Origin of the sequence: Neolewinella antarctica (assembly GCF_011927835.1) — a bacterium.
Classification (GTDB): domain Bacteria; phylum Bacteroidota; class Bacteroidia; order Chitinophagales; family Saprospiraceae; genus Neolewinella; species Neolewinella antarctica.
The window spans coordinates 1-14,854 of the sequence record NZ_JAATJH010000010.1 but is presented as its reverse complement, the minus strand read 5'-3'; the positions used below and the strand labels follow the sequence as shown (position 1 = coordinate 14,854).

The following is a 14,854-nucleotide window of genomic DNA, read 5'->3' as shown; positions in this document are numbered from 1 at the left end:
CGCAGAACACGGCAGCAAACGACAAGCCGCCCCGAAGGCTTGAGAATTATAGTTTCAATTCCGCTCTTTTCTTCAGCTTTTTGCGTGGCTTCGCTTTTACGCAAAAAGTTGAAGAAAAGAGCTGGTCCGGTGGTCGGTCCAACGCTCTCAATTCACAAAACTCCCCGTCCTCCTGCGTCGGCCGCGGTTTTTGTGAATGTTCGCTTATGGCCCGCCCACCTTGCCGCAGGTTGATGTATATTGAGATCGATCGAGATGGCGGCCTGCGTTGCTGCGAACGTTAGCGGCAACAAAAAAAACAATTCAGTAATATTATGTAATTTATTCAAAATTGATCAATTATGGCTATCCTATTGAAAAGGTAAATATTAGATTCAGAAAAGAAACAACTACCAAAATCTCCTTCGACGAGTTGGAGTTGTAAAACGTCACTAAAAGTACAGTTTACTGACTATTTTGCCACGTTATCTGCGTATTTTGTGCAGATATAAACAAATTAGTCGCCATTAGAAAAAGAGAGGAAATGAAATTTTCAATTGAGCAAAGAATATGTAGCGAATTGCTATCAAACTACTATCAAAGATTGGAAGATGTCCAGAAGTTGCATTCAGAGCAATATAGGCAAATAGAGTATTTTACTAAATCAAATATCTCAAAAGAATGGTTGTCAGGTAGAATTACCTACAGTGATAATGGTGAATTGCAAAAAGAAGAACGATTTAATGAAGCTGGGAAATTAATTGATGTTTATGAGTATCAGTTTTTAGAGGGAAGTATAATCGCAATATCTAACGAAGAAAAATCTACATGGTATTTTAACGAACACAATATCTTAGTAGAAGAAATGCATGAATATGATTTTGATGGACCGGATATTTATAAGTTCAATTTCGATGTTGAAAATAGACTTGTAGACATAAACAATGAAATCAGACTAGTCTGGAAGGAGGAGAAATTAGTTGCAATAGTAGATCCTAAATCATCTGATTTTTTGATGAGAGTTATGCGAAAAACTGAATTTGAAAGTGTTATATTTAATTCAGGAACGAATGAATCAACAACCTATAAGTATAACGAATACGGAAAATTGATTGAAACCGAAACTGGAGAACGCAAGACAACGTTTAAATACTTTGGCTATGACATGATGCAAGGTTGCGAAGCTAGAACGACTGTTCAAAATAAAGTTACTTATAAATCGTATTCTGAAGAAAAGTTACTCAATGGCAAAATTGTAGAGAGAATTACAAATTATTACAACAACGGTAAAGAATTAAGTAGAACTGTAAGGGAACGTAAAACAATGAAATAAGAAAGGAAACGGCGACTAACAAAGCATGATGATGTCATATCTCTATCGTGCCTCAGGGATCCGCCACATATACGTAATACGTTAGCTTCAAGCAAAAAGGATAAAAGAACAATGGAAGACTGAACCTTGCCAGAAAAAACGGACTCCAAGTAAAGTCATAATTATGCCTTTAGTTTCAAAAAAAAATGCCGCTAACACGGCAGGTACGACAAGCTGCCCACCTACTATTAAAGTTGATCCCACGGTTCATTTTCCGGCCGTTTTTGCGGTAAAAAGCGTGCTGACGCTTTACGCTTTTTACCGCAAAAACGGCCTAATTACTTCGAGTCAAAGTTTTTCCCTAAATTTGATTGATGGCAGCCTGCGCACCTGCGAACGTTAGGCGCAACAAAAAATTAATTAATCATCAATTAAGCTCTTAATTTTTTGAAGAATTTCTTTCATATCGAACTCAAAATACTGCGGATCCTTAAACTCGTCAAAAACAATAAATCTACTGAATTCATCTGTCCCCTTCTCAATAACTGCTGAAAGTTTCTGATTGTCTTTAACAATTCTTGTTATGTATCTCATTTCACTTTCCATCTCGAATTTTGCGTCTTGACGAACAGTTTCATTTTTACCATTTTGAAACTTAGAGTAATGAATGGAAAATTTACCGTATCTGCTAAGTAAGTCCTTATAGAGAATTTGCCAATCTTTTTTGGTCATCATTATTTTTGTACCTTACAACATCGATACACTTTCCTTTGTTGAGTGTTCTCGATTTAATTCTACTATTTCCTATAATAGTTAAGAGTGGATTATTTAATGATGACTAAAAGTGAAGTATGAATGACAAGCCTATTATCATTACCAGTGAGGTAATGAACAAGATCGGAGTTGAATTAGACAAAATTAAAGATTCTGAGAAGCGGAACAGGATCGCTCGTTTCATAATTGCAGCACTCAGCAGTATTCCGTGGATTGGTGGATTTTTTGGAGCAACTGCCTCTCTTCTTGCCGAGAGAGAACAATCAGAAAGTAATGAACTCTACGAACTATGGCTTCAAGAACATACAAGAAAAATTGACGATTTGGGAAAATCAATAGCGAAAATATTAACTAGATTTAAATCATTTGGAGATAGAGTTAATGAAAGGCTTGAATCTGAAGAATATCTACAACTTGTGACTAAAGGATTTCGAATTTACGATAAAGCAGATTCAGAAACAAAACGAGAATTCATCAGAAGATTATTAGCAAATTCTGTAGCTACAAATTTATCATCAGATGATGTAATTCAATTATTTTTGGATTGGATAGAAAAATATAATGATCTTCATTTGTATGTCATAAAATACGTTTACTCTAGTCCAGGCATTACGAGAGGAGCAATCTGGGATCGTATCTATGATTTTAGGCCAAAAGAGAATTCATCTGAAGCAGATTTATATAAGTTACTTTTCAGAGACTTAAGTACTGGCGGAGTTATAAGGCAACATAGAGAAGTAGATTACAACGGAAACTACATTAAAAAAACTGCAAGGCGTAAAAGTACGTCCTCAAATTTGAAATCTGCCTTTGATGATTACGATTCCTATGAGTTGACTGAACTAGGATCAAATTTTGTTCATTATTGCATGGAGGATATCGTTCCTCAAATTGGTGAAAGTTAGCCTAAGTTTTAAATAAAAGCGCCTAACACGGCAGCAAGCGACAAGCCGCCATAAAGGGTTGAGGACTATGGTTTTAGTTCCGCTCTTTTCTTCAACATTTTGCGTGGCTTCGCTTTTACGCAAAAAGTTGAAAAAAAGAGCTGGTCCGGTGGTCGGTCCAACGCTCTCAATTCCCAAAATTCCCCGCCCTCCTGCGTCGGCCGCGGTTTTTGTGAATGTTCGCTTATGGCCCGCCCACCTTGCCGTAGGTTGATGTATCTTGGTTTCGATTGAGAAGGCGGCCTGCGTTGCTGCGAACGTTGTACGCAACAAATTATAATTTCTATTATTTGATGCTGTATTTATGTTTTGGGTAGTAGTATATTTGCATAATACTAGTAATTTAGAATGGAGTTTGCTTAAATCAAAGATAAGGAATAGCGCATGTGGGAAGCCGAGTCTTATGATACTCTTAGACAAGTTCAAATTTATATAATTTCATTCAAAGTTAAAACTATTGAACAGTCAAAATTTCAATATTAAAGTTAAGTATAAGATCATTTAGTTATGAAAAATTTGATTGCTATTCTGTTTGTTCTACTCTTCTCTAGTTGTAGTAATTGGCAACCTGATAGGTTTGTAAGTGCTTGGAGAAATGTAACGGCTGAAGCCCTATCTCATAGATCATTGTCGGATATATCACGAGGGGAATGGTCTAAATTTTTTAATGAGCCTTACTTAGATGAATTGCGCTTTCAAGTCATACAGTTTGCCAATAAATCTGAAATTTTAAAGTGGAATGATGATTTATTCATATTAGAAAAACACAGTCAGGGAAGAAGTTTTTATTCAGTTTATCTTTGTCAAGAAAAAGGCAGTAATTGCTTTTATTCGTATGGTCGGAATGTGGATGTCTTCATAGACAATATAAAATTAATAGATTCAGAGTATCTTGACTCCGAAATAAGCGAATTAAATAGACTTACTATTGGAGATGAGAAAGTTCAATTTGTAGATAGCTTAGGCGTAAATTTTACTGTAGTTTCAAAATTAACTCCTAATTCCGTTGAGGTGTTGCAAATCATCGTACACTGACTTCACTTGAGATTTATGATTCTCATTTAACTAGAAATGAAATGCAATATTGGTGTGAATGAATTAAAATCAGTATTGAATACATAAATATTTGTGCTACAAATAAAATGATTAAAATTAAATTAGAAATAAAGTGAGGAAAAATTAATAAATATGTTGTTGCCTTAATAATTGGGTAATATTTTAAATTTGACTTGCGATTGTGCCCCTATTCGCAATTTGGTCAGATATTGAGTATTAGCAGATTATATCTGATGTGGAGGAATAGAATCAATATTAGTACTCAGTATTTGGAAGTAATCTAAATCAAAAAAAATGCGTACAACACGGCAGCAAGCGACAAGCCGCCATAAGTGTTGAGGATTATGGTTCTAGCTCCGCTCTTTTCTTCAACTTTTTGCGTAGCTTCGCTTTTACGCAAAAAGTTGAAGGAAAGAACTGGTCCGGTGGCCGGTCCAACGCTCTCAATTCACAAAACTCCCCGTCCTCCTACGTCGGCCGCGGTTTTTGTGAATGTTCGCTTATGGCCCGCCCACCTTGCCGCAGATTGATGTATCTTGGTTTCAATTGAGAAGGCGGCCTGCGTTGCTGCGAACGTTAGCGGCAACAAAATCTAGAGATTGAGTTTATCGATTATAAATGGCTGCAGGATAATATTTATGATCACAATTGTAAGATTATTTAATTTTGAATAAATTCAATGAAATAATATTATTTTAATCTATGCTTACAATTAATAACGAGCGGGTCTTTAAAATCGTAATACTTACTGCCTATTCTCTAATTATTCTGATGGGACAATTAATAGGCATGCCATTAATATTATGGAATTTATTCACAAGCTTCGATTTTGGTAACGAAGATCAATTATTTGCTATTTCAGGATTGATCGGTATGGTTTTGATGTTTACGAAGTTGTTTCAAAATATAACATACAAAATTCTAACATTCGGATTATTGTTAACACCTATTATTAGAAGAGTGACGGAAGTACCTATTGAAAAATTTAATTACTTGTCTTTTCAAGTTCCCTTATTAGTATTCATACTTTCATTCTCAATCTTATTTTTCGAGTCTGCTATTAAACTAAAAAGGTGATTTTTTATTGTAATAATCCACGCCCAATGGTTTATTTAGCAGGTATCAGTCTAAGAGGCCTAACTTTTCAAAATGGCAAATTATCTCGTAGGCCATTGGAATTATAACATTACTAGAATCTTGATGAAAGACTGGTCGATTACATGTTCAGGTAGGGTGAGGCAGTATTACGCAAGGATCATAATTTAAAAGGTAACACTTTGAACATTAAGGAAAATAAGAATATTTAAACTATAGAAAGAATGTAAATATAAGTCTACCATTCTTAGTAGAAAAGTACAAATAAAGCTCAAGAATTATAGATTATTGCACGATGGCTATGATTTGGACAAGTCCTAAAGTTTTAAATTAAATGCCGCTAACACGGCAGCAAGCGACAAGCCGCCCCGAAGGTTTTAGGTTGCTAATTCTAGTTCCGCTCTTTTCTTCAACTTTTTGCGTGGCTTCGCTTTTACGCAAAAAGTTGAAGAAAAGAGCTGGTCCGGCGGTCGGTCCAACGCTCTCAATTCTCAAAACTCCCCGTCCTCCTGCGTCGGCCGCGGTTTTTGTGAATGTTCGCTTATGGCCCGCCCACCTTGCCGCAGATTAATGTATCTTGATTTCGATTGAGACGGCGGCCTGCGTTGCTGCGAACGTTCTGCGCAACAAAAAAAATACGTTTAATCCTTTAAGTACAAAAGATGTTTATTTCTAAACTTTTCATCAAGAACTATAGAAGCCTAAAAGAAATCAAAATTGATCTGTTTGCAGGTAAAAATGTTTTCGTAGGAAAAAATAATTCTGGGAAGTCTAATATTCTAAAAGCACTTAATATTCTTGTAGGTGAAAGACATCCAGGTTACATGAAATTTTCAGATAATGATTTCTATACTAAAACTTTAACTGTAGAAGGAAAGTCAGTTGAAGAGATCGCAGATAATATTTATATTGAAGTTGAGATTTCAGGAAGAAATTTTGATGAAGAACTGATTAAATCGATAAGAAAGAATACAGCCTTTTCTCAGTTAGGTGATATTTCAGATGCATATGAAAGATCGGAAGACGGTACGATAGTAGTAAATTACCCTCTTTTCCAAAGTCTTGACGATTTAGAAAATAGAGATGAGATATCAGAAATTGAGTTGACTTCTAAATCTGGAAATCCTTACACCAGCAAAACTAAGTGGGCTAGTTCTGAAGAAGTTTTAAACATGGTTAAGACAGCTAAACGCATTAAACTATTCTTTTGTAAGAGTCGAAAACAAGAAGATTTTAAAGGTTATGGCTTACTTATCATTGACGCTAAGGGTAATATTTGGATTACTCATTATTTTCCTAAAAAGCTTCGAGAAAGTTTAGTTACTACTACAATAATAGGTGCGTTGCGAAATACAAAGTCTGAACTTAGACTCCAGCATTACACTTGGTTTGGGAAGCTCATCGGAAAGCTGTGGAATGATAACAAAGACCAGGTAGAAGAACAGTCTGGTAGTACTTACGAAAATCTAATTAAAAATAAATCTAATGAAATAAAGGAGTACGTTGATGTTATTTTTCATGATAATACGTCTGAACTAAGAAAATTACTTGAAAGTGCTATTGCACATAAAGAGGTCTCGTTCAAGTTTATGAGTGATAATAAATATGAGATGTATAAATCCATTCAGGTCTTCGTAAACGACGGAATAGATAGAAGTGTGGACGAGAAGGGAACAGGTATACAGAGCGCGATAATTATCGCACTTTTTTCTCAGTACTGTAATCAATTTCACAATGCTAGTTCACTACTAGTTGTGGAAGAACCAGAACTATATTTGCATCCCCAAGCAAGGCGAGTAATATCGGCTGAATTAAATAAGTTTATTGATAGTAGTGAAAACCAAGAAAGACAATTATTCATAAGTACTCATTCTGTTGAATACTTAAAAAATGTTGATCCACAGAATATTATTAGAATCTATAAAGACTCAGAATCTAATTGTACCCATACAGCTCAGTTGCCCAGGGATATTGCGGCGGATATTTCAAATGAAATAAAAAGATTTATATGGTCTACAAATACTGAAATGTTCTTTGCGGATAAAGTAGTTCTGGTTGAAGGAGGAGAGTTTTATTTGCTACCAGTTATCATTGATAGAATATTAAAAGAAAAACAATCATTGGACTATCAAAATTGCTCTATCGGACGCGTAAATGGTAAATCTAATTTTCTTATTTATATAAAAATGCTGTCTGCTTTTAATATCGATTGGATCTTACTTGGAGATTTAGATTGTTATAAGGGTGATGTTTCAAAAATCATCAGCCATTTAGATTGTAAAGAATTAGAAAAGTCAGTGAATGATATAAAGGAAACTATTAATCAAGGCGCTATTGATTATGGTAGTATGAAAAAGCGGATTGGTAAGATTGAGAGAAATTTAGACGTTCAGGACTTACAAAATGTTTTCCAAAAATTTAAAGATGGATCTATTAGTCGGGACGACGATTCACTGGCTAAGACATTATCATATATGGAGGATAGGTATTTAAAAATTAATCCACGTAACCATATAGATGAAGAAGGCCTAACTAACCATTTTAACAAAATTCAAATAGAACTAAGAAAGAAAAACATTTTCATTTGGTCTCATGGCGAGTTAGAGGATTACTATACTGACGCAGTTGTTCAATTGCCTGGTAGTAAAGATATGAAGGCGCTGACACTATCTTATCTTATTTCAGATGAAGAGCAGGAGCTCAACCATTTTCTGAAAAATATAGATGAAGTGACAGAGCTGGTTAAAATGATAACAAAATAAAATGCGCAGAACACAGCAGCAAGCGACAAGCCGCCATAAAGGGTTGAGGATGCTGGTTCTAATTCCGCTTTTTCTTTCAGCTTTTTGCGTGGCTTCGCTTTTACGCAAAAAGTTGAAAGAAAAAGCTGGTCCGGTGGTCGGTCCAACGCTCTCAATTTAAAAAACTCCTAGCGCGAAGAGCGCCAGGTTTTTTTAAATGTTCGCTTATGGCCCGTCCACCTTGCTGTAAGTTGATGTATATTGAGATCAATTGAGCAGGCGGCCTGCGTTGCTGCGAACGTTGGGCGAAACAAAAAGATAAAATTATGGAATTTGAATTAGCTAACGATGATATTGAATCATCAAATAATCAGATGAAAAATATCTGGTCTATAATTGAGAGAGAATCAAGTAAATATGGTTGGCATTATCAACCTTTCAAATTAAAAGGTAGTAGGCTTATAAATTTTGGTTCGCTTTATTTAGATGGTGAAAATTACGAGGTCTCTGTAAAATATAAAAGGAAATATATTGTATCTGAATTAGTCTTTGAAGGTTTGAATAAAAAATCGCCTAATTTCCATTTGATCAAAAACGCAATTAGAGAATCAAAAGACCCTAATACCAAATTGTATGAAATGGTCAAGTACATATGTTGTACAAATGGATCAATTAGAAATTATAAATCAAATAATTTTACTATATCTGCTACAAATATTGAAAATGTAAATAAAATTACAATCATAAACGCTGGTATTAGTAAAGAGTCGTGTGGAGAAAACTTAAGTAGAATATTCCGTGAATTATTATGTGTATTATCGGCAGTTACAAATTCATATATTTATGAATTTGATCACACAGTTAATATTCCACGGGAAATAATTTTAAATGAAAATAATTTCCTAGATGAAAATGTTGACACTCTTACTGGAGAAAATTACGGAGATGGAGATCACTTGAGAATAACTCGTAAGTCTCTTGAAATAATTAATCGAATTTGCGAAAAAAAGATATCATCTGAGGATAAAGTTATCCTTAAAGCGTGCAGGTTTTATTATCTAGGAAGAAATGTTGACCTAGACAGTTCAAATTTTAAAGAAGTAATAAGTGAAAGATGGATAGATGAAAATACAGTAAGTCTTGATTTTGGTGACAAGTTTCAAGATTTATTGAATAAAACCAATGACTCATTAGATTTAAAATATGAGGCTGCTAATGTGATTTATGTATCAGGTATTGAAATATTGACTTCATTCAAAACCATAAAGACTAAGAACTGCAAATCTTGCAGCCAAGACCTATATAAAATAAAATATAAAGTTATAAATATAATTAAATTAATATTTGGGGAAGCCTCCGAATATATAGTTTCAAGTATATACGATTCTAGGTCTCAATTTCTTCATTCAGGAAATGCTTCTGGAGATCTAATTAAAGTTGGAGGTACTAAGCCTATTCTTAGTTCAAATACGAAGTCTGATGGAATAGTCAGAACAGTTCCACCAATTAGCGATAATCGGCATTTGAAGTATCTACTTTCAAGTACAATAAATGTTATGTTAGTGGATTCGAGTTTGTGGATTGATAGAGTTAATCAATTGGGATTGGAGTTTACGGATCCAATGAGTCACGAAGACCCTGTCTTATTTGATGTTTTATCGTCAATAAAAAGGCTTAAGCAAACTCAAAACTCTTTAAATGAAAGTTATCCAGAAAGAGATTTTACTGTAGATGGAAATATAATAGGTGATTTGGGTGAAATATACGCTGCGAATAAATATAGAATTGAGTTATTCCCTGATCAAGAAACAGATTATGATGGAAGAATTGAATATTCGGATAACGATTTTTTGCAAATTAAATTCTCAGTTGTAGATGATAGCAATCCAAGATTTAAGTTTGATGTGTTTAATGGGTATTATTTAGTATTGAGGTTGAATGGAGAGAATGAAATAGAAGAAGTTTTTAATGGGAAGTCAAGTGTGCTAAATCAAATTCTGAACAGAATTAATCCCAAAAGGTCAGTGAATACAAAGTATGTAACTTATAAATCACTACTTAGGGCAAGAAATGAATATGCTGGGTTAACAATAAGCCAAAGATAAAATTCGCCCAACACAGCAGGTGCTATGTTGAAATTTTATCAGTGATAGAGATTTAAATAAAGCTTCGCCCAACAAAGCAGCAAGCGACAAGCCACCATAAAGGTTTGACAATTATGGTTCTAGTTCTGCTCTTTTCTTCAACTTTTTGCGTGGCTTCGCTTTTACGCAAAAAGTTGAAGAAAAGAGCTGGTCCGGTGGTCGGTCCAACGCTCTCAATTCACAAAATTCCCCGTCCTCCTGCGTCGGCCACGGTTTTTGCGAATGTTCACTTATGGCCCGCCCACCTTGCCGCAGGTTGATGTATATTGAGATCGATTGAGATGGCGGCCTGCGTTGCTGCGAACGTTCTGCGCAACAAAAGCGAAGTCATATCTAAAAAAAATACTTATATTTGCAGAGGTATTCATAAATCACTTTCTTTCATGAGCATTTAATATTAGCTCAACAAAATAGCATTATGTCCAAAAGCAATAATAGTCCTAAAAATGCTCCCAGCAAAACCGGAAACCCATCTGGTTCCAACAGAGGAAATAACCCTCCTTCTAAGGGATCTAATTCTAAAGGTGGAAATTCAAATTCCCCAAAAAAGTAAATAATAAGATTCTTAAAATTTTTACCTGCCTAGTGGTTCACTAGGCAGGTAATTTTGTTGACAACATTTGTCGAATCATAATCGACACATTTCCGTATAGTAGTAAACTGTGTATTCGGAAATTTTTCATTAATCAAGTTGATTAAACCCCTAAACTTGCATCTACCTAGACATTAACAGTTCTTCATAGTATGCTAAAATAATAAATTTAATAAATGAAAAAAGTATTCTACATTATTGGAAGTATATTGGTTATACTAGTAATATTCTTTTCTAGCGTAATGTTTCTCCATGATAAGGTTATTGAAGAGCGAGTAAGCAAAACACCAGAACAGCTTAGGGAGGAGTTAGAGGTGAAAGAACTTCTTGAGCCCAAGGTGTATCTTTCAGTAAAAACAAATCTCAGAGATAATATTAAAAAAGGAAATTTATTCAAGAGAGATAGATTGGATGGGCATATAATATCAGGGAACGTTAGTAACAAGGCAAATTTTGCTTCGTATAAAGATGTGGTAGTACAGTTGACATTCTATTCTAAAACAAAAACTCAGATCGGACAAGATGAATTCATTATTTACGAAATTTATTCGCCAGGAGTATCAAAAGATTTTTCTTATAAAATTGAGATCCCCAACTCTACCGATTCATATGATGCCATCATCCTGAAAGCACAGGGACTATTTTGAGCTTAAACCACTTTTAAGTCTTTAGCAGAGAAATTCGATAGTTGAAAGAGTGCTGTAGAGTGGGATACGCGTATATTGATTACTTTGTTTTAGAGATTTAGGATATCCTCAAACCAAATTAAATGCGCAGAACACAGCAGCAAGCGACAAGCCGCCCAAATAGGTTGAAGGTGCTGGTTCTAGTTCCGCTCTTGTCTTCCACCTTTTGCGTGGCTTCGCTTTTACGCAAAAAGTTGAAGAAAAGAGCTGGTCCGATGGTCGGTCCAACGCTCTCAATTTAAAAAATTCCTAGCGCGGAAGAGCGCCAGGTTTTTTTAAATGTTCGCTTATGGCCCGCCCACCTTGCCGTAGATTGATGTATCTTGAATTCTATTAAAAAGGCGGCCTGCGTTGCTGCGAACGTTGTGTGCAACAAAAAAATACTCATTTAATGATTACTAGAGGAATTATAATAGGAAGGATCATAGATGATTTAAGTTCCCTAAGTGAAAAAATAGAATTCAGAGCAAGCGTTCAGATGTACGACATCAATAGAATTTTAGAAAACTTCGCAAGAGACATAATCAAGATATCATACAAGTATTCAGATATAGTTAATTTAAATGGACAAAGGTCAAATGAGCCCGGTATAGATCTTGGAACTACCTTACATAAGATAGGAATTCAAGTAACTTCAAAGGCTGATTCTGAAAAGGTCAACAATACTTTCAGAAAATTAACTAGCGAGCAGCAGAAAAACTACAACTCAATTCAAATTTTTGTCTTAGGTAGTAGGCAAGGTTCTTACACAGCAATAGATAATAGTTTAATCCCGACAACGATTCAATTTGATAAGAATAAAGATATTTTTGACTTTAAAGATTTTTGTAAAAAAGTTATTGATTTAGAAATAAAACAGTTAATTGAGCTAAATGAACTTTTTGATGATGAATTTTTAGTGGTTAATTCGTCATTATCTCAGGTAAACAATCAAGAGTTGTTGAATGGTCCTAAACTTTTTGACATACAAGTTTTCAAACCAGCTGTGAATGGATTAAAAGTGTTCAAAGGATTTCCAATAGAAGTAAATGAAAGTGAGGAATTTTTAGATATCATTAATAACGAGGGAAATAAACTTGTAAATATTCCAATTAGAACGCGAAGAATTTTGTGCCACATAATTGACCTGGGAAAGAGAACAGTCGAGTCAATTTCAAAAGATGGAAGAAAAAATTTTGTAAACGAGAGATCATATTTGATTCCTAAATTAATACGAACAATAAATTTAAGCGAACGTGAAATTGAACAGGAAATTAATATACTTGTTAGTGAAGAGTTTATAATAATTAACCAAGAAGAATTAGACGTAGATATTGATTTGTTTGAAGCAGCGGTTGTAACCTATTTCAGAGAACATACATATTGGGCGATTAATTATGCTACGGAGAACAATCTTCTTACAAAGTTGATTATTGATTTAGATTTCACAATCTTAGATGAATAGAAGTCCTACTATCAGCTGGCTAATAAGTCGAAGCAAAAATAATTAATGTTAAATTTATTATTAACGAATATTAGAATATTAATAATTATTGTTTTATCAAATAATATGTTAGGGGTAATTCAATTATTTTAGTGACACTACGATCAAAGACTACTAGTAACTCGAGCGATCCAATTTTACACGAACTTAATAGTCATTTCATACGATCCTCTAATAGCCCAAAGGGTAAGTTTGCTAAAGATATAACTCTGTACAAAAGTCAATTAAAGTGCCAAATAAATTAAATGCACACAACACAGCAGCAAGCGACAAGCCGCCCCGAAGGTTTGGAACTGTTGGTTCTAGTTCCGCCCTTTTCTTCAACTTTTTGCGTGGCTCCGCTTCTACGCAAAAAGTTGAAGAAAAGAGCTGGTCCGGCGGTCGGTCCAACGCTCTCAATTCCCAAAACTCCCCGTCCTCCTGCGTCGGCCACGGTTTTTGTAAATGTTCGCTTATGGTCCGCCCGCCTTGTCGAGGATTGATGTATATTAAGATCGATTGAGAAGGCGGCCTGCGTTGCTGCGAACGTTGCGCGCAACAAAAATATAAATTTATGAATACAGAGGTTAATTTGGGCGAAATAGTGTTTAAAGGAAAATCTTTTTTGATTGATACTTACAGCTCTTATTTAGGATTATTATTGGACACTATCATTAGATATGTCTTATATTATATTTTCCTTAACGAATACTTAAGCAGCACATGGTATTTGATAATTTAGTATATTCCAGTAGTTTTAATTTGTGGATATATTGGTAATTGGAAATCAGATCGGATCAGACAATTGTATGAAAATAAGATTGACGAGATAGAATGGAAGCAAACCCCTTCGTTGTTAATGAAAGTTTTGATTGCAATACTTTCCATTGTAGCTATTCCTGTTATTTGGCACGTTTCAAATTTAGTTGGCATCGAATCTCCTTTTTGGCAAGGTATATTCACCTTTTTTAATTGGTTGTTCTATTTTTTAATCTTGGTTGGTTATTCGCTTACGTATAGTTCTTCGCGTCTGAATAGAGTTCATATTAAAAAAGACGACAAGCCTACGGATGAGATTAAACAGTTAGCTACTTTTGCGGGGCTAATTAGTCCTAAGATTAAAATTAGCAAAGAAAGCAACTATGTTTCTTCACCTGTTGTGGATGAAAATGATATTGAATTAGCGAAAATGGGGATTGATGTTAAAAATATGATCGATAAAGTCGAAACGTATGTTATCGAAAGCATTTTTATTGGTGCATTGACATTTGGTGGATTTCTAACTATAATATCATCAGATAAGATTCAAGAAAATATTGAATCTCTTAAATCTGTAGTTCCAAATCTAATAGTTCTAGTTAGTGATATCTATAGTTTATCATTAGAGGTTATTCTCAGTGATATAGTATTGCTGACCTCAGGTTATGGACTTTTTGCTTTAGTTGCGATTGAAGCTCTTATTTGTTCTTCGTTTTTTATTTTAGTTCTAGGCGCTCGAATAAAGTTTGCATCAATAAGTGAGAAAGCAACTTACCTTCTGGATTTAGCCCATGTGTTCAATTCAAAAGAGGAAGAAGTTCAACTTTTAATTTATCAAGGAGTAGATAATTTATCTAATAGAAAAGACTATCTCTCAAATAAGGTTGATCAACTTCTCGTAGATGTTGAAAATGCCAAGACTAGATTGATCCCATTATTCCAATACATTGCTATATTTAGAAATCTAGGGATATATATGTTCTACGTAACGTTGATTTCTAGTGGATTATATTTTTCTATATCGACATCTGTATTTATATTTACTCTGCTGGCAATCGGGTTTGTACTAAAATATGTTTCTCTGATCTACAGTTCATCAAGAGTTGAATTTATTATGTCAAGATATCTCAAACCTAGATCGAAAAGAAAATAAAATGCGCGCAACACAGCAGCAAACGACAAGCCACCGTAAAGGGTTTAAGACGCTGGTTTTGATTCCGCTCTTTTCTTCAACTTTTTGCGTGGCTTCGCTTTTACGCAAAAAGTTGAAGAAAAGAGCTGGTCCGGTGGTCGGTCCAACGCTCTCAATT

At 34.6% G+C, this 14,854-nt stretch carries 10 protein-coding genes; 9 read left to right on the top strand and 1 reads right to left on the bottom strand.

The genetic code is table 11. The features are described 5' to 3' along the window. Positions 1–523 precede the first annotated feature (523 nt). On the top strand, positions 524–1,312 hold the full coding sequence (locus tag GGR27_RS18485; RefSeq protein WP_168040125.1) for a hypothetical protein: 789 nt from the start codon (positions 524–526) through the stop codon (positions 1,310–1,312). A 163-nt stretch (positions 1,313–1,475) separates the two neighbouring features. Continuing rightward, the gene (locus GGR27_RS18480; protein ID WP_168040123.1) at positions 1,476–1,694 is read left to right on the top strand and encodes a hypothetical protein; all 219 of its coding nucleotides are present in this window, start codon (positions 1,476–1,478) and stop codon (positions 1,692–1,694) included. Positions 1,695–1,711: 17 nt separating this feature from the next. On the opposite strand, the gene GGR27_RS18475 is transcribed toward GGR27_RS18480, so the two are convergent. Continuing rightward, positions 1,712–2,026 carry a hypothetical protein gene (locus GGR27_RS18475; RefSeq protein ID WP_168040121.1) on the bottom strand — a complete coding sequence of 105 codons (315 nt, stop codon included), beginning with the start codon at positions 2,024–2,026 and terminating at the stop codon, positions 1,712–1,714. 116 nt (positions 2,027–2,142) lie between these two features. Here GGR27_RS18475 and GGR27_RS18470 point away from each other — a divergent pair, with 116 nt between their 5' ends. The 7 genes from GGR27_RS18470 to GGR27_RS18440 all read left to right on the top strand — a co-directional run bounded on the left by GGR27_RS18470 (position 2,143) and on the right by GGR27_RS18440 (position 14,697). Next, a complete protein-coding gene (locus GGR27_RS18470) occupies positions 2,143–2,970 on the top strand; it encodes a hypothetical protein (RefSeq protein ID WP_168040119.1) in 828 nt (275 codons plus the stop codon). A gap of 546 nt (positions 2,971–3,516) precedes the next feature. After that, positions 3,517–4,044 carry a hypothetical protein gene (locus tag GGR27_RS18465; protein ID WP_168040117.1) on the top strand — a complete coding sequence of 176 codons (528 nt, stop codon included), beginning with the start codon at positions 3,517–3,519 and terminating at the stop codon, positions 4,042–4,044. 1,778 nt (positions 4,045–5,822) lie between these two features. Beyond that, positions 5,823–7,922, top strand: a complete 2,100-nt coding sequence (locus GGR27_RS18460) for an ATP-dependent nuclease (protein WP_168040115.1) — start codon at positions 5,823–5,825, stop codon at positions 7,920–7,922. A gap of 305 nt (positions 7,923–8,227) precedes the next feature. Continuing rightward, complete coding sequence (locus tag GGR27_RS18455; protein ID WP_168040113.1) at positions 8,228–10,006, top strand: DUF6998 domain-containing protein; 1,779 nt, start codon at positions 8,228–8,230, stop codon at positions 10,004–10,006. A gap of 807 nt (positions 10,007–10,813) precedes the next feature. Further along, on the top strand, positions 10,814–11,284 hold the full coding sequence (locus GGR27_RS18450) for a hypothetical protein (protein ID WP_168040111.1): 471 nt from the start codon (positions 10,814–10,816) through the stop codon (positions 11,282–11,284). Positions 11,285–11,714: 430 nt separating this feature from the next. Beyond that, a complete protein-coding gene (locus tag GGR27_RS18445; protein WP_168040109.1) occupies positions 11,715–12,767 on the top strand; it encodes an SMEK domain-containing protein in 1,053 nt (350 codons plus the stop codon). Positions 12,768–13,644: 877 nt separating this feature from the next. Beyond that, positions 13,645–14,697: a hypothetical protein gene (locus GGR27_RS18440; protein WP_168040107.1), complete on the top strand. Its 1,053-nt coding sequence runs from the start codon at positions 13,645–13,647 to the stop codon at positions 14,695–14,697. Positions 14,698–14,854: the final 157 nt, after the last annotated feature.